At 70.4% G+C, this 26,809-nt stretch carries 14 protein-coding genes, 1 tRNA gene and 1 rRNA gene; 12 read left to right on the forward strand and 4 right to left on the reverse strand.

Annotation, left to right across the window (positions count from 1 at the left end; translation table 11 throughout):
- Window positions 1-9 precede the first annotated feature (9 nt).
- The 3 genes from rrf (at window position 10) to ACTWP9_RS07825 (ending at window position 1,066) form a co-directional block, all read left to right on the forward strand.
- Window positions 10-126, forward strand: a 5S ribosomal RNA gene (gene rrf / locus ACTWP9_RS07815).
- Window positions 127-224: 98 nt separating this feature from the next.
- Window positions 225-920, forward strand: a complete 696-nt coding sequence (locus tag ACTWP9_RS07820; protein WP_443245271.1) for a DegT/DnrJ/EryC1/StrS family aminotransferase — start codon at window positions 225-227, stop codon at window positions 918-920.
- A gap of 70 nt (window positions 921-990) precedes the next feature.
- Window positions 991-1,066, forward strand: a tRNA-Thr gene (locus ACTWP9_RS07825).
- An 80-nt stretch (window positions 1,067-1,146) separates the two neighbouring features.
- On the opposite strand, the gene ACTWP9_RS07830 is transcribed toward ACTWP9_RS07825, so the two are convergent.
- Window positions 1,147-3,768 carry a SpoIIE family protein phosphatase gene (locus ACTWP9_RS07830; RefSeq protein WP_443245272.1) on the reverse strand — a complete coding sequence of 874 codons (2,622 nt, stop codon included), beginning with the start codon at window positions 3,766-3,768 and terminating at the stop codon, window positions 1,147-1,149.
- 461 nt (window positions 3,769-4,229) lie between these two features.
- On the opposite strand from ACTWP9_RS07830, the gene ACTWP9_RS07835 reads away from it, so the two are divergent.
- From ACTWP9_RS07835 to ACTWP9_RS07870, 8 genes are all read left to right on the forward strand, one after another.
- Window positions 4,230-9,911, forward strand: coding sequence for a HAMP domain-containing protein (locus tag ACTWP9_RS07835; protein WP_443245273.1), 5,682 nt, complete (start codon window positions 4,230-4,232; stop codon window positions 9,909-9,911).
- A gap of 248 nt (window positions 9,912-10,159) precedes the next feature.
- Entirely contained in the window at window positions 10,160-10,855 is a 696-nt protein-coding gene (locus tag ACTWP9_RS07840; RefSeq protein WP_443245274.1) for a response regulator, read from the forward strand.
- A gap of 190 nt (window positions 10,856-11,045) precedes the next feature.
- Window positions 11,046-13,865, forward strand: coding sequence for a DNA translocase FtsK (locus ACTWP9_RS07845; RefSeq protein ID WP_443245275.1), 2,820 nt, complete (start codon window positions 11,046-11,048; stop codon window positions 13,863-13,865).
- 314 nt (window positions 13,866-14,179) lie between these two features.
- Window positions 14,180-14,983 carry a helix-turn-helix domain-containing protein gene (locus tag ACTWP9_RS07850; protein ID WP_443245276.1) on the forward strand — a complete coding sequence of 268 codons (804 nt, stop codon included), beginning with the start codon at window positions 14,180-14,182 and terminating at the stop codon, window positions 14,981-14,983.
- A 120-nt stretch (window positions 14,984-15,103) separates the two neighbouring features.
- Complete coding sequence (gene rimO / locus ACTWP9_RS07855) at window positions 15,104-16,741, forward strand: 30S ribosomal protein S12 methylthiotransferase RimO (protein WP_443245277.1); 1,638 nt, start codon at window positions 15,104-15,106, stop codon at window positions 16,739-16,741.
- Entirely contained in the window at window positions 16,738-17,565 is an 828-nt protein-coding gene (pgsA, locus tag ACTWP9_RS07860) for a CDP-diacylglycerol--glycerol-3-phosphate 3-phosphatidyltransferase (RefSeq protein WP_443245278.1), read from the forward strand. The genes rimO and pgsA overlap by 4 nt, the downstream gene beginning before the upstream one ends.
- The gene (locus tag ACTWP9_RS07865; RefSeq protein WP_443245576.1) at window positions 17,562-18,149 is read left to right on the forward strand and encodes a CinA family protein; all 588 of its coding nucleotides are present in this window, start codon (window positions 17,562-17,564) and stop codon (window positions 18,147-18,149) included. The genes pgsA and ACTWP9_RS07865 overlap by 4 nt, the downstream gene beginning before the upstream one ends.
- Before the next feature lie 130 nt (window positions 18,150-18,279).
- Window positions 18,280-18,660 carry a helix-turn-helix domain-containing protein gene (locus ACTWP9_RS07870; RefSeq protein ID WP_443245279.1) on the forward strand — a complete coding sequence of 127 codons (381 nt, stop codon included), beginning with the start codon at window positions 18,280-18,282 and terminating at the stop codon, window positions 18,658-18,660.
- Window positions 18,661-19,301: 641 nt separating this feature from the next.
- Here the strand turns inward: ACTWP9_RS07870 and ACTWP9_RS07875 are convergent.
- Window positions 19,302-20,096 (reverse strand): SDR family NAD(P)-dependent oxidoreductase, encoded by a 795-nt coding sequence (locus ACTWP9_RS07875; RefSeq protein ID WP_443245280.1) that lies wholly within the window; start codon window positions 20,094-20,096, stop codon window positions 19,302-19,304.
- Between the two features lie 49 nt (window positions 20,097-20,145).
- Window positions 20,146-20,991 carry an Fpg/Nei family DNA glycosylase gene (locus ACTWP9_RS07880; RefSeq protein ID WP_443245281.1) on the reverse strand — a complete coding sequence of 282 codons (846 nt, stop codon included), beginning with the start codon at window positions 20,989-20,991 and terminating at the stop codon, window positions 20,146-20,148.
- Window positions 20,992-21,148: 157 nt separating this feature from the next.
- Here ACTWP9_RS07880 and ACTWP9_RS07885 point away from each other — a divergent pair, with 157 nt between their 5' ends.
- Window positions 21,149-21,787 carry a MarR family winged helix-turn-helix transcriptional regulator gene (locus ACTWP9_RS07885; protein WP_443245282.1) on the forward strand — a complete coding sequence of 213 codons (639 nt, stop codon included), beginning with the start codon at window positions 21,149-21,151 and terminating at the stop codon, window positions 21,785-21,787.
- An 81-nt stretch (window positions 21,788-21,868) separates the two neighbouring features.
- On the opposite strand, the gene ACTWP9_RS07890 is transcribed toward ACTWP9_RS07885, so the two are convergent.
- Window positions 21,869-26,719, reverse strand: coding sequence for a DNA glycosylase AlkZ-like family protein (locus ACTWP9_RS07890; protein ID WP_443245283.1), 4,851 nt, complete (start codon window positions 26,717-26,719; stop codon window positions 21,869-21,871).
- Window positions 26,720-26,809 lie beyond the last annotated feature (90 nt).

Consider the following 26,809-nt stretch of genomic DNA (forward strand, 5'->3'; position numbering starts at 1 on the left):
TCGCTGTGTTTCGGTGGTCATAGCGTGAGGGAAACGCCCGGTTACATTCCGAACCCGGAAGCTAAGCCTTTCAGCGCCGATGGTACTGCATGCGGGAGCGTGTGGGAGAGTAGGACACCGCCGAACTAACTGTGCAAGTCGTGGTCCCTGGACGTCAGTTCAGGGACCACGACTTTTTTGTATGTGGACACCGGCAGTTCACATTGCGTGGACATGATCCGAGCATGGGGACAACACAGTTGACCGCAGCGGGCGTCGGTGCAGGTGACGAGGTCGTGGTGCCGTCGTTCGGCGGGGCCGACGTCGCGCAGGCCGTACGAGAGCTCGGAGCGCGGCCTGTCTTTGCCGACATCGACGCCGACACCTACTGCCTTGATCCCGCGTCTGTGGCACATGCGGTGACTTCGCGGACCGCAGCCATCGTTCCCGTTCACCTCTTCGGTCACGCCGCGGATGTGGACGGCCTGCGCGGGCTGGGCGCGGAGCATGACGTACCTGTCGTCGAGTGGGAGCCACTGCCTCGTACGGACGCGATCGATGCGGTCCGGCGGCGCCAGTACGCCACGTACCTGGGGCGCCGTCTCAGGGGTGTCGTCGTGCCGACGGCCGGGGACGGAGAGGAGCACGCCTTCACGGCGTACGTCGTGCGGGTGCTCGGGAACGGGCGGCCCGATCGCGATGCCTTTCGGAGGGCGCTGCGAATGAGGGGCCTCGAATGTGAGGTTCCGGTGCGAGTGCCGGCTCACCGGCTGCCGGAGTACACGGAATACGCGCCGACTGTGCCGTTGCCGGAAGCCGAGCGGGCTGCTGACGAATGCTTGTCGCTTCCACTGAGTGCTGCCATGACGAAGAAGGACCTGCACCGTGTGGTGTCGGCCTGCAACGGGCTCGGGGGGCTGCTGCGGGAGCGCGCCAGCTGAGTGTGGTGGGGGCCCCAGCGTCAGTTCGATCCAGTGCCGTGGATCGGGTAAGATCGCTTTCGCTGACCGCGCCCCAATAGCTCAGTCGGCAGAGCGTCTCCATGGTAAGGAGAAGGTCAACGGTTCGATTCCGTTTTGGGGCTCCATACAAGCGAGTTGAAGGCCCCCGCCGTATGGCGGGGGCCTTCTTCGTATGTCTTTCGCTGTATGCGTTGTCCCGAGTGCCCTACTCCGGGACCCGCATCGCCAGGATGGCCATGTCGTCGGAGGGGGCGTCGGTGGCGAAGCGTTCGACGGCGCGCATGATGCGGGCTGCCACCGCGCCGGCGTTGAGGCCCGTGCAGGTGCCGAGGACGTCGGCCAGGCCGTCGTCGCCGAGCATGCGGGTGCCCTCACGGCGTTCTGTCACGCCGTCCGTCACGCACAGCAGTACGTCGCCGGGGTCGAGGGAGACGGTCTGCTCGTACAGTTCCAGGTCCTCCATGACGCCGAGCAGGGGCTGGGGGTCGGCGGCGGGTTCCACGCTGCCGTCCTGGCGGAGGCGCAGCGGCAGGGGGTGGCCCGCGCAGACGACCTTCAGCTCGGCGCTGCCGTCCCCCTGGGGACGCATCTCGCCGTAGAGGAGGGTGAGGAAGCGGCTGCGTGCCCCCTCGTCCAGGATGGCCGTGTTGAGGCGTTCCAGTACGGCCGGTCCGCCGAGGCCCTCGCGGGCGAGCAGGCGCAGCGCGTGCCGGGCCAGACCGGTGACGGCTGCTGCTTCGGGGCCCGTACCGCAGACGTCGCCGATGGCGAAGCCGTAGACACCTTCGCGGATCTCGAAGAGGTCGTAGAAGTCGCCGCCGACCTCGTTGCCTTCGCCCGCGGCGCGGTAGATGACCTCACGCTCGATCCCGCCTGTGATGTCGGGCAGTTCGGGCGGCAGGAGGCTGCGCTGGAGGGACTGGCTGATGGCGGTGCGCTCGGAATAGAGGCGCGCGTTGTCCAGGGCGAGCGCGGCGCGGCGGGAGAGGTCCTCGGCCAGTTCCAGGATCTCCTGCCGGAAGCGCTCGTCGGTGGGCTTGCCCAGGGTCAGCATGCCGATGACGCGGTTGCGCGCCACCAGAGGCAGTACGACGGTCTCGCCGCCGACGGCCGCCGCGGTGGCCAGGCTTGTGCCGGGGGAGAGTTGGTGGTCCTCGCCGTCCAGCGAGACGTTGCGCAGCGAGGTGCGCAACGCGGCCGAGTGCGCGGCTTCGGTGGGCGCCGTCCAGACGCGTGCTCCGGGCGTGGGGACGGGCTCGGGCGGGTCGACCTTGGCGAGCAGCGCCTTGAGGTTGTCGATGCGGTCCTCGTCCTCGTGCAGTACGTACGAGAGCTTGGGGTCCGAGCCCTGGTCGGCGACGGTGTAGACAGCGCACCAGGTGGCCAGCGTGGGGACCGTCATCTGGGCCATCAGGGCGAGCGTCTGGTCGCGGTCGAGGGTGCCGGCGAGCAGGTCGGAGGCTTCGACGAGGAAGGAGAGCGAGCCGCGTCGCAGACGTTCCAGCTCGGTGAGGCGTGCGCGCTCCACGGCGAGGGCGATGCGGTCGGCGGCGAACTGGAGGCGCAGGGCCTCCTCGTTCGTGTAGCGGCCGGGCGCCTCAGTGGCGACGCCGAGGGAGCCGGTGAGTCGGCCCTCGACCTTGAGCGGCACGGTGACCACGGAGCGCATGCCCGTGCCGTCCAGGAGCGGCACGGCGCCGGGTACGACGGTGAGGTCCTCGTGCACGGAGGGCATCCGGGCCGAGCCGTACCGGCCGCTGCCGGTCTCGACGGGGACGCGGGCGAACCGTTGGCGGGCCGAGGGGAGACCTGTGGAGGCGCGGACCTCCAGTTCGGTTTCGTCGTCGGTGGCCAGCAGCAGATAGGCGGAGTCGCCGTCCAGCATGTCCCTGGCACGTTCGACGGTGCGCTGGAGCAGGCCGTCGAGGTCGTCGGGGGCCGGGGAGCCGATGAAGACCTCGAAGGGGTCGGCGGCGGACTGCTCCTGGGAGTCGCCTGCGGTGCCGGTGTTGTCGTGGGAGAGCACGCGGGGCGGCGACTGGAGCACGGCGCGCTCGTGCTCCCGTACCAGCAGGCAGACCGTGGAGGGCTCGCCGTCGCTGTCACGTACCCGCAGGTGGGAGGCGTAGACGGGGATGGTGCGGCCGTCCGAGCCGCGCATGCCGTAGGAGCCCTCCCAGCGGGAGAGGCGCAGCGCCTCGGCGACGCCGGTGCCGGTGCCGGGGGTGTGCGGCCAGGCGGCGAAGTCGGTGAGGGGTTTGCCGACGACCTGTTCCGCCGGGTAGTCGAACAGCTCCGTGGCGTCCTCGTTCCAGGCGCTGATCGAGCCGCTGCGGTCCACCTGGATGACGGCTACCCGGACGCGGGTGTCGGTGACCGGCAGCGCGGTGTCCGGGAGCGCCGGGCCTGCCGTACGGGTGCCGACAGGGCGCTCGGGGAGGTCGAGACGGAACCAGACGCGCTTGTCGGCCGCCGTGTAGTCGACGCCCCAGCGGGTGGCCAGTGCCGAGGCGAGCAGCAGCCCGCGGCCCCCTTCGCGGTCGGGGCTGGCGGGCTGCGGGTTGACTTCCTGGAGGGGTAGCTCGCGCTCGGGGTAGCGGTCGATTACCTCGATGCGGACGCCGTCCTCGTCACGCAGGCACAGCACCTCGGCGGCCGTGCCGGCGTGCACCACGGCGTTGGTGACCAGCTCGCTGGTGAGGACGACGGCGTCGTCGACGATGTCGGACAGGCCCCAGCCCTGGAGGGTGTCGCGTACGAAGCCGCGCGCGGTGGCGACGGACCGGCCCACCGGCTCGAAGGTGGCGGCGGCTCGTGCGGTGATCACTTGTCTCCCCATGGATGTCCTGTCGGCCAGGCGCACTCCTGTGCGCTGTGCGGTCAGGGCCGTAACGGTCCCCGCCTCGTCGTTCGGGCCTTGTTGTGAGCCCACGGCGCTCGGGGGGACCCCGGTGGGGAGCCCCCCGCGCTCGGCGCTCTGCTCTTGCGTCACCGCAGCGCCCCTCCGTCGCCCTTCGTACTCACACCGCTGCCCCCTGCGAAGCCCCTACCCAATCGGACCCGGTCGGGCACCCCGCCGACATGGGGGTGAACGGACAGCCGGGTGCCAGGTTACTTACGTATCCACGGCGAGTGGCTGCCGGATGCGGGTGATTTCCCTCCGGGCCCGCAAACGCAGTGCGGTATGCCATGCTGCCGAACTGTTATCGCCGGGTTCGGGCAGGGTGAAACACTGGGAAGGCTCGGAGTACAGGGCCCGGGCAGGAAGGTCGACCCGCAGGAGGGGCAGTGGAGTCTGGCACAACCGCGCGTAGCGCCAACACGCGCGTGAAGGGCGGACGGTCCCGGAAGAGCGGGACGATCGAGGTGGACGCCGCCGCCGTCAACAAGCTCCTGGCAGGGCTGACGGCGATGCGGGACGGCAACTTCCGCAAGCGGCTCACCGTGACCGGTGAGGGCCCGATGGCCGAGATCGCCGCGGTCTTCAACGAGGTCGCGGACCAGAATCTGCATCTGACGGGCGAGCTGTCCCGGGTGCGGCGGGTGGTTGGCCGTGAGGGAAAACTCACAGAGCGGTTGCAGACCGGTACCTGTGAGGGCTCGTGGGCGTCAGCGATCGATGCGGCGAACGCGTTGGTGGACGACCTGGTGTGGCCCGTCTCCGAGGTGGGGAGGGTGCTGTCGGCCGTCGCCGACGGTGATCTGGAGCAGCGCATGGATCTGCGCTCGCGCGGGGCCGAGGGCGGCGGGCATCCGCTGCGCGGGGAGTTCCTGAAGGTCGGCCGTACGGTCAACGGGCTGGTGGACCAGCTGTCGGCGTTCACGGACGAGGTGACGAGAGTCGCCAGCGAGGTCGGCACCGAGGGCAAGCTGGGCGGCCAGGCCCGGGTGCGCGGAATGTCCGGTTCCTGGAAGGATCTGACCGATTCGGTCAACACCATGGCGTCGCGGCTGACGGCCCAGGTGCGGGACATCGCGCTGGTGACGACGGCGGTTGCCAAGGGCGACCTGTCACGCAAGGTGACCGTTCATGTCGCCGGTGAAATGCTGGAGCTGAAGAACACCGTCAACACGATGGTCGACCAGCTTTCCTCCTTCCAGTCCGAGGTCACCCGGGTCGCCCGCGAGGTCGGCACCGAGGGCGAGCTGGGCGGCCAGGCGCGGGTGCAGGGCGTCGCGGGCGTGTGGAAGGACCTGACGGACTCCGTCAACCTGATGGCGGGAAATCTGACCTCCCAGGTGCGCGAGATCGCCCAGGTGACCACGGCGGTCGCGAACGGCGACCTGTCGCAGAAGATCACCGTGAACGCGCGGGGCGAGGTGGCGCAGCTCGCCGAGACGATCAATGCGATGACGGACACGCTGCGCACGCTCGCGGACGAGGTCACACGGGCCGCCAGCGAGGTCGGTACGGACGGTGTGCTGGGCGGCCAGGCGGTCGTCCCGGGTGCTGCCGGGATCTGGAAGGATCTGACCGATTCGGTCAACTCCGCTTTCCGTAATCTGACCGCTCAGGTGCGGGACATCGCTCAGGTGACGACGGCGGTGGCGAACGGTGATCTGTCGCAGAAGGTCACCGTCGATGTCTCCGGCGAAATGCAGGAGTTGAAGAACACCGTCAACACGATGGTCGACCAGCTCTCCGCCTTCGGCGCGGAGGTGACCCGCGTCGCCCGGGAGATCGGCGTCGAGGGTGAGCTGGGCGGCCAGGCGGCAGTGCCGGGCGCGGCCGGCACCTGGAAGGATCTGACCGATTCGGTCAACACCGCTTTCCGCAACCTGACGGGCCAGGTGCGCAACATCGCTCAGGTGACGACGGCGGTGGCGAACGGTGATCTGTCGCAGAAGGTCACCGTGGACGTCTCCGGCGAGATGCTTCAGCTGAAGAACACCGTCAACACGATGGTGGACCAGCTGTCGTCCTTCGCCGAGCAGGTGACCCGGATGGCCCGGGACGTGGGCACAGAAGGCCGACTGGGCGGTCAGGCTCGGGTGGACGGTGTCTCGGGCACCTGGAAGGACCTGACGAACTCCGTCAACTTCATGGCCAACAACCTGACTTCTCAGGTCCGGCAGATCGCTCAGGTGACGACGGCGGTCGCGCGTGGTGATCTGTCGCAGAAGATCGAGGTCGATGCCCGGGGCGAGATCCTGGAGCTGAAGAACACCATCAACACGATGGTCGACCAGCTCTCCGCCTTTGCCGACCAGGTCACGCGAGTGGCCCGGGAGGTCGGTACGGAGGGCCGGCTGGGCGGTCAGGCCCAGGTGCCGGGCGTTGCGGGTGTGTGGCGAGATCTGACCGATTCCGTGAACGGTATGGCGGGCAACCTGACCAGCCAGGTGCGCAACATCTCGCAGGTGGCGACCGCGGTCGCGCGTGGTGATCTGTCGCAGAAGATCGACGTGGACGCCCGGGGCGAGATCCTGGAGCTGAAGACCACGCTGAACACGATGGTCGACCAGCTGTCGTCGTTCGCCGAGGAGGTGACGCGGGTCGCCCGCGAGGTCGGCACCGAGGGCATGCTGGGCGGTCAGGCAGAGGTCAAGGGCGTCTCGGGCACCTGGAAGGACCTCACCCAGTCCGTGAACTTCATGGCGAACAACCTGACCTCGCAGGTCCGCAACATCGCCGAGGTCACCACGGCTGTCGCACAGGGCGATCTGTCCAAGAAGATCACCGTCGACGCCAAGGGCGAGGTGCTCGCTCTTGTGACGACCGTCAACACCATGGTGGACACGCTCTCGTCGTTCGCCGAGCAGGTGACCCGGGTGGCCCGTGAGGTGGGCACCGAGGGCATCCTCGGCGGCCAGGCGCGGGTGCGTGATGTGTCGGGTATCTGGAAGGACCTGACCGACAACGTCAACATCATGGCCAACAATCTGACCAGCCAGGTGCGGAACATTTCGCAGGTCGCCACTGCGGTCGCGGGCGGTGACCTGACCAAGAAGGTCACCGTCGAGGCCAGCGGCGAAGTGGCGCAGCTCGCGGACACCGTCAACACGATGGTCACGACGCTCTCGTCGTTCGCCGAGCAGGTGACGCGGGTGGCCCGTGAGGTGGGCACAGACGGCGTGCTGGGCGGCCAGGCGCGCGTGCAGGGCGTCGCGGGTACGTGGAAGGACCTGACGGAGTCCGTGAACTCCATGGCGTCCAATCTGACCGGCCAGGTGCGGCAGATCGCCATGGTCACCACCGCAATCGCCAAGGGTGATCTGACCAAGAAGATCGACATCGAGGCCAACGGCGAGATCCTCCAGCTGAAGACGACCATCAACACGATGGTCGACCAACTGTCGTCGTTCGCCGAGCAGGTGACCCGAGTGGCCCGCGAAGTGGGCACCGAGGGCCAGTTGGGCGGTCAGGCGCGCGTCCCGGGCGTCGCCGGTACATGGAAGGACCTGACCGACTCCGTCAACGAGATGGCGGGCAACCTCACCCGTCAGGTGCGGGCGATCGCCGAGGTCGCCACCGCGGTGACCCGCGGCGACCACAACGTCCACATCGACGTGGAGGCGGCCGGGGAGATCCTGGAGCTTCAGGGCTACATCAACACGATGATCGCGAACCTGCGCGACACCACCCAGGCCAACCAGGAGCAGGACTGGCTCAAGGGCAACCTGGCACGGATCTCCGGACTGATGCAGGGCCGCCGCGACCTGCGGGACGTGGCCGGGCTCATCATGAGTGAGCTGACGCCGGTGGTCTCCGCACAGCATGGCGCGTTCTTCATCTCGCTGCCGGAGGGCACCCCCGAGGGCGCGGTGGGCGTCGGCGCGGGGCCCGGCGAGGACGGCTCGTACGAGCTGCGGATGCTGGGCAGTTACGGCTACTGCACCGACAGCATGCCCACCTCCTTCCTGCCCGGCGAGTCCCTGGTCGGGACGGCCGCGAAGGAGAAGCGCACCATCGAGATGGGCAATGTGCCGCCCGGCTACCTGAAGATCGCCTCGGGGCTGGGTGAGGCGCCGCCCGCGCATCTGGTGGTGCTCCCCGTCATCTTCGAGGGCACGGTGCTCGGCGTGATCGAGCTGGCGTCCTTCCAGCCGTTCGGGCAGATCCAGCGGGACTTCCTCAACCAGATCGCCGAGATGATCGCGACGAGCGTCAACACCATCAGCGTCAATATGCGTACGGAACGGCTGCTGGAACAGTCGCAGGAGCTGACGGCGCAGTTGAAGGAGCGCTCGGGGGAGCTGGAGAGCCGGCAGAAGGCACTTCAGGAGTCCAACGCGGCGCTGGAGGAGAAGGCCGAACAGCTCGCCCAGACCAACAGCGACATCGAGATCAAGAACCGGGAGATCGAGGAGGCGCGGCAGGTGCTGGAGGAGCGTGCCGAGCAGCTGTCCGTCTCGATGCGCTACAAGTCCGAGTTCCTGGCCAACATGTCGCACGAGTTGCGTACGCCGCTCAACTCGCTGCTGATCCTGGCCAAGCTGCTGGCGGACAACGCGGAGAACAACCTGTCGCCCAAGCAGGTCGAGTTCGCCGAGACGATCCATGGAGCGGGCTCCGACCTGCTGCAGCTGATCAACGACATCCTCGATCTGTCGAAGGTCGAGGCGGGCAAGATGGACGTCAGCCCGACGCGGATCGCACTGGTGCAACTGGTCGACTATGTGGAGGCCACTTTCCGTCCGCTGACGGTGGAGAAGGGGCTGGATTTCTCGGTGAGTGTCTCGCCGGAGCTGCCGGCCACGCTGCACACCGACGAGCAGCGGCTGCTGCAGGTGCTGCGCAACCTGCTGTCCAACGCGGTCAAGTTCACCGACAGCGGCGCCGTCGAGCTGGTGATCCGCTCGGCCCGTTCGGATGTGCCCGACGCGATCCGCGAGCAGATGCTGGAGCACGGCTCGCTGCGGGACCCGGACGCCGACCTGATCGCGTTCTCGGTGACGGACACCGGTATCGGTATCGCGCAGAGCAAGATGCGCGTCATCTTCGAGGCGTTCAAGCAGGCCGACGGCACCACCTCGCGCAAGTACGGCGGCACGGGCCTGGGGCTGTCCATCAGCCGGGAGATCGCCCGGCTGCTGGGTGGTGAGATCTACGCGGTCAGCGAGCCGGGCCGCGGCTCGACCTTCACCCTCTATCTGCCGCTGCACCCCACGGAGCTGCCGCCGCAGGGCTACGGACAGCTCGCCTCCGGCAGCGGCCCGCTGGCCCTCCCGGAGGCGCGGACGGCCGCAGCGGCGGCCCGGGCCGCCGAGCACGACGAGGCGGCGCAGGCAGCACGCGGCGAGAGCGGCGAGACGCCCCCGGAGGCCGTCGAGCAGACCGCGGAGGAGGCGGCGCACTCACTGGCCGACCGGCGGCGGCTGCGGGACGCCAGCGGACAGGCGCAGCCCGAACTGCCCCCGGAGGCCCGCCCGTCGTCCCCGAGTGCCGAGAACGGCGCAGGGGCGGTCAACGGGACCGTCAACGGGGCAGGGCCATGGGGCAACGGGGCGGCGCCGCGAGCTGCCGCGCCCGATGGGCAGCAGGGAGGCGTCGCGGCCGACACCACAGGCGGGACCGCCGGGGCGCCCGGACAGGGAGCGGCCACCCAGAGTGACCAGGCGCCGTCCCCTGCAGCGGGAGGTACCGGCGAGCTGGCCGGCCGGAAGGTGCTCATCGTCGACGACGACATCCGCAATGTCTTCGCGCTCACCAGCGTGCTGGAGCAGCACGGACTGCAGGTGCTCTACGCCGAGAACGGCCGTGAAGGCATTGAGGTGCTCGAACAGCACGACGACGCTGCCGTGGTCCTGATGGACATCATGATGCCGGAGATGGACGGTTACGCGACGACGGCGGCCATCCGTAAGATGCCGCAGTTCGCCGGGCTGCCGATCATCGCGCTGACCGCCAAGGCGATGAAGGGCGACCGGGAGAAGAGCATCGAGGCCGGTGCTTCCGACTACGTCACCAAGCCGGTGGACACTGATCATCTGCTGGATGTCATGAGGCGGTGGATGGATGGCGGGTGAATATGACACCGTGTCGATGAGGGCCACATGTTGACTCAGTGTGGTCAAGTGCGTGTGGAAACACGGTAAAGCGGGAACCTTTTGGTCCCCTGGGGCGTTTCTGCTACGTGCACAGTGACATCTCGGTGACAGGGTGTGGCGGACCGCAGGGTGCGGCTACCATGACCGGCACAAGGACGGGCGGCGGCGACAGGAAGCCGCTCCCAGGGGCGGCGTCCGAAAGGCTGCCGGGGCGAGGAGGACGGGCCATGGTGCAGAAGGCCAAGATCCTCCTGGTCGATGACCGGCCGGAGAATCTGCTGGCGCTGGAGGCCATTCTCTCCGCGCTCGATCAGACGCTGGTACGGGCATCGTCAGGGGAGGAAGCGCTCAAAGCGCTGCTGACCGACGACTTCGCGGTCATTCTGCTGGATGTCCAGATGCCGGGGATGGACGGTTTCGAGACGGCTGCCCATATCAAGCGCCGCGAGCGCACCCGCGACATCCCGATCATCTTCCTCACGGCCATCAACCACGGTCCGCACCACACCTTCCGCGGCTACGCGGCCGGTGCGGTCGACTACATCTCCAAGCCGTTCGACCCCTGGGTGCTGCGGGCGAAGGTCTCGGTCTTCGTCGACCTGTACATGAAGAACGTTCAGCTGCGCGAGCAGGCGTCGCTGCTGCGGCTCCAGTTGGAGGGCAACGGCGGCGAGCGGCGTTCCGGTGCCGAGGACGGCGACGACGAGGCTCAGGGCCTGCTGGTCGAGCTCTCAGCGCGGCTGGCGGCCGTCGAGGAGCAGGCCGAGGCGCTCACCAAGCAACTGGGCGACTCGGCTGACGCCGCGACATCCGCGACCGCCGCACATCTGGAGCGCAAACTGGCCGGGCTGCGCAGCGCACTTGACGCACTGGGGCCGGGCACCGACGGCGACCCCTCGCCCCAGGTTCCCTCCCAGAACTGACCGGTTCCTTCCGCAGTCGACGGGCCGCTTCCTCCGTGGCCGACAGTTCGTCCCGGAACTCACAAGCACCTCACGGAACTGACGCCGGGTTCGGCCCGAACTGACTCCTGCTCCGGAACCGGGCCCGGTGCCTGTGCGGTCGCCCCGGGCATCCGTGCCTCGGGTGCCCGGCACAGGTAACCTCACACCTATGGCCTCACGCGCGTCGGGAACAGGAAAGGCTGCCAAGAAAGCACCCGCGAAAAAGGCTGCCCCGAAAGCCGCGAAGGCGGCCCCGGCGAAGAAGGCGCCGCCCAAGAAGGCACCCGCCAAGAAGACCGCGGCCAAGGGCGGCAAGGGCAACGGCAAGGGCAAGGCGGCGCCGTCGCCCACCAGTGGCGTCCTCAAGGTGCTGAAGGCATGCTGGCTCGGTCTCGCCCACGCCGTCGGTGCTCTCTTCCGCGGTATAGGACGCAGCGGCAAGGCGCTGGACCCGGCGCATCGCAAGGACGGCCTGGCGCTGCTGCTGCTCGGGATCGCGCTGATCGTCGCGGCGGGCACCTGGTCCAACCTCCAAGGCCCGGTCGGCGATCTGGTGGAGATGCTGGTGACCGGCGCGTTCGGCAGGCTCGACCTGCTGGTGCCGATACTGCTCGCCGTCATCTCCGTGCGGCTGATCCGCCATCCGGAGAAGCCCGAGGCCAACGGCCGTATCGTGATCGGGCTTTCGGCACTCCTCCTCGGTGTGCTGGGGCTCGTCCACATCGGCTGCGGTGCACCCGGCAGGGGCGAGGGCGACGACGCGCTGCGGGACGCGGGCGGTCTGATCGGCTGGGGGGTCTCCCGGCCGCTGATCGTCACCATGGGCGAGATGCTGGCTGTGGCGCTGCTGGCGCTCGTCACCGTCTTCGGGCTGCTGGTCGTGACGGCCACGCCGGTCAACGCCATCCCGCAGCGGCTGCGGGCCGCCGGGGTCCGGCTCGGCATCGTCCAGCCGGTGGCCGGCTACGACTACGGCACCGAGCCGGACGACGAGGGCGAACCGGCTTCCGCGCGGCGTGCGCACAACATGCGCAAGGAACAGATCGCACCCGCGCTCGCCGAGAAGGAAGCGCTCGACCGCCGTCGGCGCTCCGGCCGCCAGGGCAGGCGGGGTGCCGAAACGCAGGAGCCGCTGCCCGAGGAAGGCGTGGTGGTCAGCGCGAGCGCGGGCGAGACCGAGCGGACGCTGGACGCCGTCGATGTGGCCGCCGCTGCCGCCGCCTCGCTGGACGGTGCCGTGGTCAACGGCATCCAGCCCTCGCCGGTGGTGGCCGATCTGACCAGTTCGGTCGCCAAGTCCCGTGGCAGGAAGCGCCGGAGCGGTGATGCGGAGCCCTCCGCGCCGGGGGCCCGGGGCGAGGGCGGCCGGCACGGCGCCCAGGCCGGCCACGCCCAGTACGCGGCCCCGGCGGGCAACGAGCTCACCGAGCAGACCCCGGTGCCGGACCTGACCAGGGCGCCGGCGCTGCCGGAACCCGCCGACCTCCCCCCGCGTGCCGAACAGCTCCAGCTGGCCGGGGACATCACCTACGCGCTGCCCTCGCTGGACCTGCTGGAGCGCGGCGGGCCGGGGCGCTCCCGCAGCGCCGCCAACGACCAGGTGGTGCGGTCACTGACCACCGTCTTCACCGAGTTCAAGGTCGACGCCGCGGTAACCGGCTTCACCCGCGGCCCCACCGTCACCCGCTACGAGGTCGAGTTGGGCCCCGGCGTGAAGGTCGAGAAGATCACGGCGCTGGCCAAGAACATCGCCTACGCGGTCGCCAGCCCCGATGTGCGCATCATCAACCCGATCCCCGGCAAGTCCGCGGTGGGCATCGAGATCCCCAACAGCGACCGGGAGATGGTCAATCTCGGCGATGTGCTGCGCTCCGCCGAGTCCGCGGGCGAGGAGCATCCGCTGCTGGTCGGGCTCGGCAAGGACGTCGAGGGCGGTTATGTTTCGGCCAACCTGGCGAAGATGCCGCACATCCTGGTCGCGGGCTCCACCGGCTCGGGTAAGTCCTCCTGCATCAACTGCCTCATCACTTCGGTGATGGCCCGGGCCACGCCGGAGGATGTCCGGATGGTGCTCGTGGACCCCAAGCGGGTCGAGTTGACCGCCTACGAGGGCATCCCGCACCTGATCACGCCGATCATCACCAACCCCAAGAAGGCCGCCGAGGCGCTGCAGTGGGTCGTCCGCGAGATGGACCTGCGCTACGACGACCTGGCGGCGTTCGGATTCCGCCATATCGACGACTTCAACGATGCGGTGCGCGCCGGCCGGGTCCAGGCGCCGGAGGGCAGCGAGCGGGAGCTGACGCCGTACCCCTATCTGCTGGTGATCGTGGACGAGCTGGCGGACCTGATGATGGTGGCCCCGCGCGACGTGGAGGACGCGATCGTGCGGATCACCCAGCTGGCGCGGGCCGCGGGCATCCATCTGGTGCTGGCCACCCAGCGGCCCTCGGTCGACGTCGTCACCGGTCTCATCAAGGCCAACGTCCCCTCCCGGCTCGGTTTCTCCACCTCCTCCCTGGCCGACAGTCGCGTCATCCTCGACCAGGGCGGCGCCGAGAAGCTCATCGGCAAGGGCGACGGGCTGTTCCTGCCGATGGGCGCCAGCAAGCCGATCCGGATGCAGGGCGCCTACGTCAACGAGCGCGAGATCCAGGTGGTCGTCGAGCACTGCAAGGCGCAGATGACGCCCGTCTTCCGGGAGGACGTCACCAGTGGTCAGGGCAAGAAGAAGGAGATCGACGAGGAGATCGGCGACGACATGGATCTGCTCTGCCAGGCGGCGGAGCTGGTCGTCTCCACCCAGTTCGGCTCCACCTCGATGCTCCAGCGCAAGCTGCGGGTGGGCTTCGCCAAGGCCGGGCGGCTGATGGACCTGATGGAGTCGCGGGGTGTGGTGGGCCCGAGCGAGGGCTCCAAGGCGCGCGACGTACTGGTCAAGCCCGACGAGCTGGACGGGGTGCTCGCGGCCATCAGAGGCGGCGAGTAGCCCCAGCGGCACTGAGCGGCCCCCGCGGCACTGAGCAGACCGCGCAGCGCTGGTGAGACCGGCTGCGCGGGCGGCACGCTCACTCGAAAGGGCGAGCGAGGCAACCGTTTCCGTGGTCTATACGTCAAGTTGAGGGAAGGGACGGCTCAAGGCGTCGGCGCACCCGGCTCGCGCGGGCGCCCACCCGGCGCAGCTCGGTCATACGTACGCCATACATATGGCGTACAAAGTTGCTCCGCCCGCTTGCCCCACCCTTTTGCCTGGCCCCTAGACTGAACCTCCAGCAGGTGGCTACACGCTCGAAAGGCGCCCCCGTGTCCATCGGCAACTCCCCCGAAGAGGACCGGCCTCCGGTCGGTCGAGCCCTCCAGCAGGCCCGTATCGACGCACGGTTGACCGTGGAAGAGATCAGTACCTCCACGCGGGTGCGAGCCCCGATCGTGCAGGCGATCGAGCAGGACGACTACTCCCGGTGCGGTGGGGACGTGTACGCGCGCGGCCATATCCGCACACTGGCGCGCGCTGTCGGGCTCGACGGTGACGCCCTGGTCGCGCAGTACGACGAGGAGCACGGCGGCCGTCCCGAGCCGACCCCGCCCGCCACGCTGTTCGACGCGGAGCGCATCCGTGCCGAGCCGCGCAGGCCCAACTGGACCGCTGCCATGGTCGCTGCCATCGTCGTGGTGATCGGTTTCGTCGGCTTCACTCTCGTCAGCGGTGGCGGCGAGGACTCCGGCAAGCAGGCCGCCGAGGAGGCACCGTCCCCGGCTCCGTCCAAGGGAGCCTCCGACAAGCCGTCCCCCTCCAAGACGAACGACCCCAAGCCCTCCGAGAGCGCAATCGCAGGGGCACCCGCCGACAAGGTCACCGTGCGGATGACCGCGGAGAAGGGCAACAGCTGGGTGTCCGCCAAGGACCACAACGGGCGGCTGGTCCACGAAGGAGTGCTCAAGGAGGGCCGCTCCAAGACCCTCACCGACGACAAGCGGCTCGACCTCGTGCTGGGCAACGCGGGCGGCGTGAAGCTGTACGTCAACGGCAAGCAGGTCAAGCACGCGGGCGAGGTCGGCCAGGTGCAGCGCCTCAGCTACACCCGCGGCGACCCGGAGGCCGGCTGACCGCCCTGTCGGCCGCCCCTGACCGACCGGCCCACGGTGACGCAGCTCGCCGGGGCCGGTGAGCTGCGCGGTCGCAACCTGGCGGCGGGTGGTGCTTACGGGACGAAGTAGGCTGAGCCCATGCCCGATCGCCGTACCGTCGCCCTTGTCACTCTCGGCTGCGCACGTAACGAGGTGGACTCGGAGGAGCTCGCAGGCCGCCTGGCGGCGGATGGCTGGGATCTCGTCGAGGACGCCGCCGAAGCCGATGTCGCCGTCGTCAACACCTGCGGTTTCGTCGAGGCCGCCAAGAAGGACTCCGTCGACGCGCTCCTGGAGGCGAACGACCTCAAGAGTGCGGCCCGTCAGGGCGAGGGCAGAACCCAGGCTGTGGTGGCCGTCGGCTGCATGGCCGAGCGGTACGGCAAGGAGCTCGCCGACGCGCTGCCGGAGGCGGACGGAGTCCTCGGGTTCGACGACTACGCGGATATCTCCGACCGGCTCCAGACCATCCTGAGCGGCGGTGTGCACGCGCCGCACGTCCCGCGCGACCGGCGCAAGCTGCTGCCTGTGAGCCCCGCCGAGCGTCAGAGAGCCGCTGTCGCGCTGCCGGGGCACGGCGCATCCCAGCCGACCGGGGCTGCTGCTGCGGCCGAGGCGGTCGAGGCGGTCGAGTCAGCGCCCGCGGACCTGCCCGAAGGGGTCGCGCCTGCGTCGGGGCCGCGTGCACCGCTGCGGCGGCGGCTGGGCAGCAGCCCCGTCGCCTCCGTCAAGCTTGCCTCCGGCTGCGACCGGCGCTGCTCCTTCTGCGCCATCCCCTCCTTCCGCGGCTCCTTCATCTCCCGCCGCCCCGCGGACGTGCTCACCGAGACCCGGTGGCTGGCCGAGCAGGGCGTGCGGGAGATCATGCTCGTCTCGGAGAACAACACCTCCTACGGCAAGGACCTGGGCGACATCCGGCTGCTGGAGACGCTGCTGCCCGAGCTGGCGGCCGTCGACGGCATCGAGCGGGTACGGGTGAGCTACCTGCAGCCCGCCGAGATGCGGCCGGGTCTGATCGATGTCCTGACCGGCACGGAGAAGGTGGCGCCGTACTTCGACCTGTCCTTCCAGCACTCGGCGCCGGGCGTGCTGCGCGCAATGCGGCGCTTCGGCGACACCGACCGCTTCCTCGGTCTGCTGGAGGAGATCCGTAAGCGGGCGCCCCAGGCGGGTGCGCGCTCGAACTTCATCGTCGGCTTCCCCGGCGAGACCGAGCAGGACCTGGCCGAACTTGAGCGCTTCCTGACCGAGGCCCGCCTCGACGCGATCGGTGTGTTCGGGTACTCGGATGAGGAGGGCACCGAGGCCGCCGGATACGCGGAGAAGGTGCCCGCCGAGGAGGTCGCCGAGCGGCTCGCACATATCTCGCGGCTCGCCGAGGAGCTGACAGCCCAGCGCGCCGAGGAGCGTGTGGGGGAGACCGTGCGGGTTCTGGTCGAGGCTGTTGACGAGGACGAGGGCCCCCTCGGGCGCGGTGCGCACCAGGCCCCGGAGACCGACGGTCAGGTGCGGCTGGAGCTGTCGGGGACGTCCGGTCCGGCGGGGGCGGGGCAGGACCTGGCGGTCGGCCGTATGGTCGAGGCGCGGGTGGTCGCAGCCGAGGGCGTCGACCTGGTCGCGGAGCCGCTCGTGGCGGCCGTTGCGGGGCAGGGTGCTGCCCCGGCCGCTCGCGCCGGCGTTGCCGATGCCGGTGTTGCCGACGGGGCTCGCCAGGTCCGCGAGGAGGCGGGCAGATGACCGGAGTCCCGGCCTCCGCGGCACGGCGTGGCACCGTCCCCAAGCCGAAGGCGGTGAGCACCGTACGCCCTGTGAGCCTGTGGAACATCGCGAACATCCTGACCATGATGCGACTGCTGCTGGTGCCGGGATTCGTGCTGCTCATGCTGGCGGACGGCGGGCACGATCCGGCCTGGCGCTCGTTCGCCTGGGCGGCCTTCATCATCGCCATGATCACCGACCTGTTCGACGGGGAGCTGGCCCGTCGGTACAACCTCGTCACGGATTTCGGAAAGATCGCCGACCCCATCGCGGACAAGGCGATCATGGGTGCCGCGCTGATCTGCCTCTCCGCCCTCTCCGACCTGCCCTGGTGGGTCACCGGCGTGATCCTCTTCCGGGAGCTGGGCATCACGCTGCTGCGGTTCTGGGTGATCAGACACGGAGTGATTCCGGCCAGCCGCGGCGGCAAGATGAAGACGCTCGCCCAGGGCGTCGCCGTCGGCATGTACATCCTGGTGATGACCGGCCCGCTGGCGACCGCGCGGTGGTGGGTGATGGCGGTGGCCGTCGCCCTGACGGTCGTCACCGGCCTCGACTACGTACGGCAGGCCGTGGTGCTGCGCCGGGCCGGGCTGGCGGCCGAGGCTCCCGGAGCCGCTCCCTCCGCCTCCGCGAGCGAAGTGGACGCTCGCAACGGCGCAGCAGCGGCCGACGGCGCCGACGAGCCGAACGGCAGCAACGCGGGGAACGGCAGTGAGGCGGGGAACCGCAGTAGCGCCGGAAGCGTGGGGAACGAAGTAGACCCAGAAGGCGAGGGGAATGCGGGGGGTGAACGATCCTGACAGACGTGGATTCGCGGGCCGGCGGTGTGCTGGCGCTGCTCACCGGGCGGAGCCAGACGCTCGCCGTCGCGGAGTCGCTGACCGGAGGGCTGCTCGCAGCTGAGATCACTGCCGTCCCCGGCGCCTCACGAGCCTTCCGCGGTTCTGTGACGGCATATGCGACCGCGCTCAAGAGGGATGTACTCGACGTGGACGGGGCACTCCTTGAGGAGCGGGGCGCTGTCGACGCCGAGGTCGCGCTCCAGATGGCGCGAGGTGTTCGTACCGCGCTCAGTGCCGACTGGGGCCTCGCGACGACGGGTGTGGCCGGTCCCGAGCCCCAGGACGGGCAGCCGGTCGGAACGGTCTACGTCGCTGTCGTCGGCCCCACGGCCGCGGCGGTGGTGGAGAAACTGCAGCTCGAGAGCGGCCGGAGCGGCGATCGAGCTGGCGAAACCGGTGAGGAAGCCGGGGAACGTGTGCGTGCCGGTATTCGTACGGAGAGTGTTCGAGGAGCGCTGGAGCTGCTCTACAAGGAACTGATCGAAAATGCTGGAGGGCAGGATAGGGAACAGACCGGGGGGAATGGATGTTTGCAGCCCTGAGTGAACACGACATCGCTCCCCGCACGGCTGCGTGCCAAGGCGGTACGGTGGAGCCTGAAGGAGTCGGGGCCAACTGGCCGTCCCGATACAGGCTGTGGAAGACGCCGCGCGTTGAGAGGGAGGAGCACCGATGATTCTGCTCCGTCGCCTGTTGGGTGACGTGCTGCGTCGGCAGCGCCAACGTCAGGGTCGTACCCTGCGCGAAGTCTCTTCGTCCGCCAGGGTCTCGCTCGGATACCTCTCCGAGGTCGAGCGTGGCCAGAAGGAAGCCTCGTCCGAACTGCTCTCGTCGATCTGTGATGCGCTCGATGTGCGGATGTCCGAGCTGATGCGAGAGGTCAGCGATGAGCTGGCGCTTGCGGAGCTGGCCGCGTCCGCGCAGAGCGATGCCGTGCCCGCACCCATGCGGCCGGTGCTCAACCCGCTGTCCGTCACCTCGGTCACCGGAGTGCCCGAGGAGCGTGTCACGATCAAGGCGCCGACGGAGGCCGTGGACGTGGTCGCGGCCTGACCGCCGTGCGATCGCCCCAGGCCGTGCCTGCGCCGTGCCGCGTACCGCTTGGGTCCTGTGACATCCGGGCCGCGGAAGGCGAGTGAGACGTGAACGAGCGCTTGAGACACGAATGAGTGCTTGAAGCAGGAACGAGCGCATGAGACGTGAACGACAGGCCCCGCCGGACCCGGCGGGGCCTTCGTGCGTCCGGAAGGCCGGAGTTTCCTGAGGCGCACTTTCGGCTGCGCAGGGGCGTTGTTGCAGGCCGGGTGCGTGCGGGCTGTTCGTCGCACTGTGTGACCTACGGTCCGTGGTCGCGGGGTCGCCCGTAGTGCGGGACGATGGCGGTGTTCTCGACTTCGTCGACGGTCTCGCGTCCCTGCCGCGCGTGGCGTTGCCGCCCGGTCTGGACGGGCACCGTCGCGGGAGGTGGCGGCGTGCCGGGTGTGAGGCCCTTGCTGCTGTGCCGCTGGGCGCTCGGCAGCGCCTGTGCGGTCGGTTGGCTGTGTGCGATATGGCGGCTGGCCGTGGGGGAGGGCGGCCCGGTGGAAGCCTCGGTGACCGCGGGGGGATGGGGGTTGAGCGTGCTGCCCGTGCATGTGGCGCAGAGCAGCGCGCGAGAGGGGGCGCGGCGAAGAGAGGGCGGCGCCCCCGGCGGGCTACCACGGCATCGCGACGCCGCCGTTGGGCCGCAGGATCTGCCCCGTCGTGAAGGATGAGGCGTCCGAGACCAGATGCAGCACCGAGTGGGCGACCTCCTCGGCCTCGCCGACCCGCCCCAACGGCGACATCCTGGCCATCGCCTCCTCCGTACGCTGCCGGCCGGCCGCGTCCTCCCGTTCCGTCATGGGCGTACGCACCCAGCCGGGTGCCACCGCGTTGACCCGGATGCCGTGCCCGCCGAGCTCGGTGGCGAGGGTTTTGGTGAGCTGGACGACGGCGGCCTTGGCGACGCCGTAGCACAGCAGCCCTGGGGAACCGGTGTCCACAGCGCCGGAGGCCATGGTCACGAGGGCGCCCCGGGTGCCGGTTCCGATCATGCTGCGGGCGGCCTCCTGGCAGGTGTACAGGACGCCCTTGAAGTTGACGGCCAGTACCCGGTCCAGGTCGGCGTCCTCGGTCTCCAGCACGGTGCTGCGGTGCATGACTCCGGCTATTGCGGCGGCGATGTCGAGCCGGCCGGTGGTGCGCGCCGCCGCGGCGACAGCGCCGCCGAGCGCCGCACGGTCGGTCACATCCAGCGGGTGCGCCCAGGCGTCGCCTCCCGCCTGGTTGATCAGCTCCGTGGTGTCTGCCAGGGCCTTTTCGTTCCGGTCCGCGCAGTGCACGGCTGCGCCCGCCTGGGCGAGCAGTACGGCGGTCGCGCGGCCGATGCCACCGGCGGCGCCGGTCACCAAGGCGGTCCGGCCGGTCAGGTCGTACGCCGGAAGGCTGTTGTGCGCCGGGAGGCCCATGGTGAACGACGCTACGGAGAACCTGACGGGGCGTCAATTAGTTGGCCATCTATGAGTCGTTGCTGCGGTCGACGCGGGATTCCCCGTTGTGCGGCGGCTGGCAGTGCGGGCAGTACCAGACGGTGCGCGGACGGCCCGGCGGGCCGTGGGAGCCTGTGCGGACGGGGGCGCCGCAGCGGTAGCAGGGGCGGTTCTCGCGGCCGTAGACGGCCAGATTGCGGTCGGGGCGCGAGCTGTTGGTCGTACGGCGGCGGACGCGGTCCTTGTTCGCCTCCAGCAGGCGCTTGGCCGCCGTGAGCAGGCGGGCAGGCAGCGGAGCCGACAGCGAACCCACCGGGGCCCAGGGGGAGGTGCGGGCGAGGAAGCACAGTTCGGCCGCGTAGACGTTCCCGATGCCGGCGAGGTTGCGCTGATCCAGCAGCGCCTCGACCAGCGGCCGTGCCGGGTCCTGGAGCAGCCGCCGCTCCGCTTCGGCCGCGTCCCAGTCGGGACCGAGCAGATCCGGCCCCAGATGGCCGACAGCCGTGAACTCCTCTGCCGTGCGTAGCAGTTCCAGTACGGGAAGCCGGATTCCGGCCGCGGTGTGCGAGCCGGTGGCCAGCAGGGCGCGGATCTGGTGGGCCGGTCCGAAGCCACCGGGAGAGCTGGTCCCGCCGGGCGGGTTGGCCTTCACGCGCCAGGCGCCCTCCATGCCCAGGTGCGAGTGCACCGTCAGCCCACCCTCGACGCGCATCAGCAGGTGTTTGCCCCGCGGGGTCACGTTCAGCAGCATGCGGCCGGAAAGATCGACGGTCGCCAGCCGGGGCACCCGGAAGTCCGTACGGGCCAGCACCTGCCCGGTCAGCGCGGAGTGCAGGGTGTGCGCCGTACGCCAGACGGTGTCTCCCTCGGGCATCCGACCGTCACCCCTTCAGTGATCTTCCGGCATGCTGGCGGCATCGTCCGTCATCACCGGCTCCATAAGGACATATGCCCATGGTCGCAGGTACCACTGACCGAACAGGGGACAGCGGCGAGAAGTGGGAGACGATCACGGGATACGATCCGGGGCCATGGGGCAGTGGGGATACGAACGACAGCACGACGCGCTCGACGTGGACGGAGAGGCCGAGGCCGAGCAGAGGGACGCTCTGGAGGGGGCGCGGGACTGGGTCGACGACCATGTGGACCGCTGGCAGCCGGTGCTGCCCGAGCTCAACCCCCATATCGAGGGCGCCGTCACCCGTATGCAGTTTCTCGCCGACCATCTGCGACGGGCGGGTGAGCGGGCCCTGGCGGAGTTCGGACTGCGCCGGGAGGAGCACGAGGCGCTGCACATGCTCGCCGGACACGGCGGGCGCAGAGGTCTCACCCAGCTCGCCATCGACCTGGGGGCGGCCCCCAACGCCTTGTCCGAGCGGCTGGACGTGCTGGAGAAGCGCGGCTTCGTGGCCCGTAAGTCCGCCGGCCGCCGGTCTTCGGCCGAGGGCGAGGGCGAGGGGGGCGAGCAGCTCGAACTGACCGACGAGGGGCACGCCACCTGGCTGGCCGCCATCGAGGCGGCAGGCGAGGAAGAACGCCGCCTGTTCGGCACGCTCGACTGGCATGAACAGCGCCTGCTTTCCGGCCTCCTCCGCCAGATCATGCTGGCGACCGAGACGTCGTACGACGAGACGGCCGGGCCGTACGACGAGACGAACGACGGGGGCTGACGGGGAGCTGGCGCGGACCGGCCTTGTGCCGGTGGCTGTGGCAGCGGGGGCGGCAGCCGGTAGGGCGCCGCCGTCGGTGGGTTAGCCCGCCCGCAGCCGCAGACCGCGCGGGGTCGGGTGGAAGCCTGCGGCCTCCAGCGCCGTGCCCAGCGGGGCGGAGAGGGCCGCAGTGCCGTTGACACGCTCCACCGTGACGGTACCCAGCGCTCCCTCGCGTGCTGCCTGGGCCAGCGCCTCGACGGCGGCGGCCAGCCGGGCGGTGCTTGCCTCGCCGTCGGCCGACAGGGCCGGCTGGGATTCCCCGGCGGGACCCTCCGTTGACTCGGGGTCGTGTGTCCAGGCCAGCAGTGTCTTGCCGCCGCGTTCGACGTACAGCGTCAGCACTCCGTCGACCAGCACCACCAGGGCGCCCGCCTTGCGGCCCGGCTTGTGTGTGGCGCCCGGTGGGGGTGACGGCCAGGGAAGGGCCGCGCCGTAGGCGTTCGCGGGATCGGCGGCGGCCAGCACCAACGCGCGCGGCCCGGTGCGGGCGCCGCCCCGGCGCGACCCGCCGTACGCCCCCGACCCGTCGTACGCACCCGCATACGCACCCGGCGCTTCGCCCTCCCGTTCGCGGGCCGTACTGACCGCGCGGAGCCTGTCCACGGCGCCGTCCATCGCGAACTGTGCGGCGCCCAGGCCCTCGACCACATAACCGCGCCGCGCCTGCCCGCTCTCCTCGAAGGCCGACAGCACGCGGTACGCCGCGGAGAAACCGCCCTGCACCCCTTCGGCGGCCACGGCGCCACGCGTCACCACACCGTGCCGGTCCAGCAGCGTCCGGGCCAACGCGTGTGCCCGGTGGGTGGGTTCGCTCTCCGGAGTGGGCAGCAGCGACCAGCGCCCGGCGACGGTCGGTGGTGCGGAGGCCGGTGCGCGGCCCGGCCCCCGGCGCCCGACACCGCTGCCCGCGGCCACCGCTGCTGCGGTGAACGAGCCGTAACGCCCGCGCGGAGTGGGGCGCTTGGCGCGGTGTGCTGTCGATCCCGCCGTACGGCCCGAGCCCAGCAGCGCCCGCAGCGGTGCGAGCGTGTCGCCGGTGACCCTGCCCGACCACACCAGGTCCCACAGCGCCTCGGTGAGTTGTGGATCGGTCGCTTCCGGGTGCTCGGCGCGTGCCCGTTCGGCGACCTGCCGGAAGAACAGCCCGTATCCGCCCTCCAGCGCGGCAAGCACCGCCTGGTGCACAGGTGTCAGCTCCAAGGGGTGCGGGGGAGGCAGCAACAGTGGGGCGGTGTCGGCCAGGTGGAGGGAGATCCAGCCGTCCTTGCCGGGCAGCGCCCCTGCACCCGCCCAGACGACCTCCCCGGAGGCGGTCAGCTCGTCCAGCATAGGCGGGGCGTAGTCCGCTACCCGGCCGGGCAGCACCAGCTTTTCCAGCGCGGACGCGGGAACGGGCGCGCCCTGCAACTGCTCCACGGTGCGCAGCAGTCCCTCCACACCGCGCAGGCTGTTGGTGCCCACGTGCTGCCACTGCGGCAGAAAAGCGGCCAGTGCCTGTGGTGCGACCGGCTCCAGCTCCTGGCGCAGCGCCGCCAGTGAACGGCGGCGCAGCCTGCGCAGCACTCCTGCGTCGCACCACTCCTGGCCGATCCCGGACGGGTGGAACTCGCCCTGCACCAGTCGCCCGCTCGCCGCCAGCCGGTGCAGTGCGCCGTCCGCGACGGCGGTGCCGAGACCGAAGCGGGCCGCGGCGTCGGCGGAGGTGAACGGGCCGTGCGTACGGGCGTAGCGCGCGAGAAGGTCGCCCAGCGGATCGGCGACGGGCTCGGTGAACGCTTCCGGCACGCCGACCGGCAGTGCGGCACCCAGTGCGTCCCGCAGCCGTCCCGCGTCCTCCACCGCCGCCCAGTGCTCCCGGCCCGCGACCCGGACCCGGATGGCCCGGCGGGTCGCCTCCAACTCTGGTGCCCAGCCCGGCTCGGCGCCGCGCTCGGCCAGCTCCTCGGAGGTGAGCGGGCCCAGCAGCCGCAGCAGGTCCGCCACGCCTTCGACGTCCTTGAGGCGACGATCCTCGGTGCGCCACTGGAGCTCGCGCTCCAACTCGTGGAGTACGTCGGCGTCCAGCAGTTCCCGCAGCTCTGCCTGGCCCAGCAGTTCGGACAGCAGCCGCGAGTCCAGGGAGAGCGCGGCGGCCCGGCGTTCGGCCAGCGGGGAGTCGCCCTCGTACAAGTACTGCGCCACATAGCCGAACAGCAGGGAGCGGGCGAACGGGGACGGCTCCGGAGTGGTGACCTCGACAACCCGCACCCGGCGGGACTCGATGTCGCCCATCAGCTCTGTCAGGCCCGGCAGGTCGAACACGTCCTGGAGGCACTCGCGGACCGCCTCCAGGATGATCGGGAAGGAGCCGAACTCGCTGGCGACCTGGAGCAGCTGGGAGGCTCGCTGCCGTTGCTGCCACAGCGGGGTGCGCTTGCCCGGGCTGCGGCGCGGCAGCAGCAGTGCACGCGAGGCGCACTCCCGGAAGCGGGCCGCGAACAGCGCCGAGCTGCCCACCTGGTCCGTGACGGTCTGCTCGATCTCGCCCTTGTCGAAGAGCACGTCGCTCACGCCGAGCGGCGGCTGGTCCGGGTCCGCCGGGAGGTCCTGTTCCGGTGTGCGGGGGGAGCGGGGCCCCACGTCGAGGTCGGTGTCGAACTTCGGGTCGAACAGGTCGAGCTCCATCAGCTCGACGTCCGGCAGCCGCAGCACCAGTCCGTCGTCGGCGTGCATGACCTGGGCGTCCATGCCATACCGCTCCGACAGCCGGGCGCCGATGGCCAGCGCCCAGGGGGCGTGCACCTGCGCACCGAACGGGGAGTGCACCACGATGCGCCAGTCGCCCAGCTCGTCGCGGAAACGCTCCACGACGATCGTCCTGTCGTCCGGCACATGTCCTGCCGCCTCGCGCTGTTCCCCCAGGTAGGCCAGCAGATTGCTGATCGCCAGCGCGTCCATGCCGGAGGCCGTCAGCCGCTCCTCGGCCTGCTCGCGGCTCAGTGAGCCGATCTCGCGCAGGAATGCGCCCAGGGCCCGGCCCAGCTCCAGCGGCCTGCCCAGCTGATCGCCCCGCCAGAACGGCAGCCTGCCCGGCACTCCGGGCGCGGGAGTGACCAGCACGCGGTCCCGGGTGATGTCCTCGATCCGCCACGTCGTCGTCCCCAGGGTGAAGACATCGCCCACCCGGGACTCGTAGACCATCTCCTCGTCCAGCTCCCCGACACGGCCGCCGCCCTTCTTGGGGTCGGCGCCAGCCAGGAAGACCCCGAACAGTCCGCGGTCCGGGATGGTGCCGCCGGAGGTGACGGCCAGCCGCTGAGCACCCGGCCGGCCGGCAACCGTGTTCGCCACCCGGTCCCACACCAGGCGCGGACGCAGCTCGGCGAACGCGTCGGACGGATACCGCCCGGCGAGCATGTCCAGCACCGAGGTGTACGCGGACTCCGGGAGCGCGGCGAAGGGCGCTGCCCGCCGCACCAGCGCCAGCAGCTCGTCCACGTCCCAGGTGTCGACAGCCGTCATGGCGACGATCTGCTGGGCGAGGACGTCCAGCGGGTTGGCGGGGACGCGCAGCGCCTCGATGGCCCCCTCGCGCATCCGCTCGGTGACCACGGCGGACTGCACGAGGTCGCCCCGGTACTTCGGGAAGACCACGCCTGCCGAGACGGCACCCACCTGGTGACCCGCCCGCCCCACGCGTTGCAGCCCCGAGGCGACCGAGGGCGGCGACTCGACCTGGATCACCAGATCGACCGCACCCATGTCGATCCCCAGCTCCAGGCTGGAGGTGGCCACCACGGCGGGCAGCCTGCCTGCCTTGAGATCCTCCTCGACCTGGGAGCGCTGTTCCTTCGAGACGGAGCCGTGGTGTGCCCGGGCGATGAGCGCCGGGGCGCCGGTGACCGCGCCCGCGTTGCCCATCAGTTCGGCCGGTGAGTGGTCCTCGGGCATGGGCTCGCCCGTGGCGCGTTCGTAGGCGATCTCGTTCAGCCTGTTGCACAGCCGTTCGGCCAGGCGGCGCGAGTTGGCGAAGACGATGGTGGAGCGGTGCTCCTGGATGAGATCGGCGATCCGCTCCTCCACCGAGGGCCAGATCGACGGCTTGCCGCCGCCACCCGGGCCCGGGCCGTCGGTTCCCGCCGCGTCCTGCGCCGGGGAACTGCCCAGCTCGCCCATGTCCTCGACGGGCACAACGACCGACAGCTCGAACCGCTTGCCCGAGGGCGGCTGCACGATCGCGGCGTTCCGGCGGGGCGAGAGGAAGCGGGCCACCTCGTCCACCGGGCGCACGGTCGCCGACAGTCCGATACGGCGCGCGGGCCGCTCCAGCAGATGGTCCAGCCGCTCCAGGGAGAGCGCCAGATGAGCGCCGCGCTTGGTGCCCGCAACCGCGTGCACCTCGTCGAGGATGACCGTCTCGACACCACCGAGCGCGTCCCTGGCGCTGGAGGTCAGCATCAGGAACAGCGACTCCGGCGTGGTGATCAGGATGTCCGGCGGACGGCGGGCGATCGACCTGCGCTCGGCGGCGGGGGTGTCACCGGAGCGGATCCCGACCTTGATCTCCGGCTCGGGCAGGCCCAGCCGCAGCGACTCCTGCCGGATGCCGGTGAGCGGGCTGCGCAGGTTGCGCTCCACATCGACGGCCAGCGCCTTCAGCGGCGACACGTACAGCACGCGGCAGCGCTTGAGCGGGTCGGCGGGGGGCGGCGTGGCGGCGAGGGCGTCCAGCGAGGCGAGGAAGGCGGCCAGTGTCTTGCCGGACCCGGTCGGCGCCACCACCAGCGCGTCCGAATCCTCGGCAAGCGCACGCCAAGCCCCCTCCTGCGCCGCAGTGGGCTCGCTGAAGGCGCCCGTGAACCATGCACGGGTCGCAGGTGAGAAGGCGTCCAGCGCCGATGTCCGACCCATGCTCCCCATCGTGCAGCACGCCACTGACAGCGGCCTGAGACCGGCGCCGAAGGCAGCGCCGGGAGCCGGGGCGCGGCGGTGCGGACGGGG

Origin of the sequence: Streptomyces sp. 3N207 (assembly GCF_052246355.1) — a bacterium.
Taxonomy (GTDB): Bacteria; Actinomycetota; Actinomycetes; order Streptomycetales; family Streptomycetaceae; genus Streptomyces.

What these genes read in the sequence shown, in the direction of transcription:
- ACTWP9_RS07820 (WP_443245271.1), top strand. Translation starts at nt 225, where the DNA reads ATGGGGACAACACAGTTGACCGCAGCGGGCGTCGGTGCAGGTGACGAG.
- ACTWP9_RS07840 (WP_443245274.1), top strand. Translation starts at nt 10,160, where the DNA reads ATGGTGCAGAAGGCCAAGATCCTCCTGGTCGATGACCGGCCGGAGAAT.
- ACTWP9_RS07845 (WP_443245275.1), top strand. Translation starts at nt 11,046, where the DNA reads ATGGCCTCACGCGCGTCGGGAACAGGAAAGGCTGCCAAGAAAGCACCC.
- rimO (WP_443245277.1), top strand. Translation starts at nt 15,104, where the DNA reads ATGCCCGATCGCCGTACCGTCGCCCTTGTCACTCTCGGCTGCGCACGT.
- pgsA (WP_443245278.1), top strand. Translation starts at nt 16,738, where the DNA reads ATGACCGGAGTCCCGGCCTCCGCGGCACGGCGTGGCACCGTCCCCAAG.
- ACTWP9_RS07870 (WP_443245279.1), top strand. Translation starts at nt 18,280, where the DNA reads ATGATTCTGCTCCGTCGCCTGTTGGGTGACGTGCTGCGTCGGCAGCGC.
- ACTWP9_RS07875 (WP_443245280.1), bottom strand. Translation starts at nt 20,096, where the DNA reads ATGGGCCTCCCGGCGCACAACAGCCTTCCGGCGTACGACCTGACCGGC.
- ACTWP9_RS07880 (WP_443245281.1), bottom strand. Translation starts at nt 20,991, where the DNA reads ATGCCCGAGGGAGACACCGTCTGGCGTACGGCGCACACCCTGCACTCC.
- ACTWP9_RS07885 (WP_443245282.1), top strand. Translation starts at nt 21,149, where the DNA reads ATGGGGCAGTGGGGATACGAACGACAGCACGACGCGCTCGACGTGGAC.
- ACTWP9_RS07890 (WP_443245283.1), bottom strand. Translation starts at nt 26,719, where the DNA reads ATGGGTCGGACATCGGCGCTGGACGCCTTCTCACCTGCGACCCGTGCA.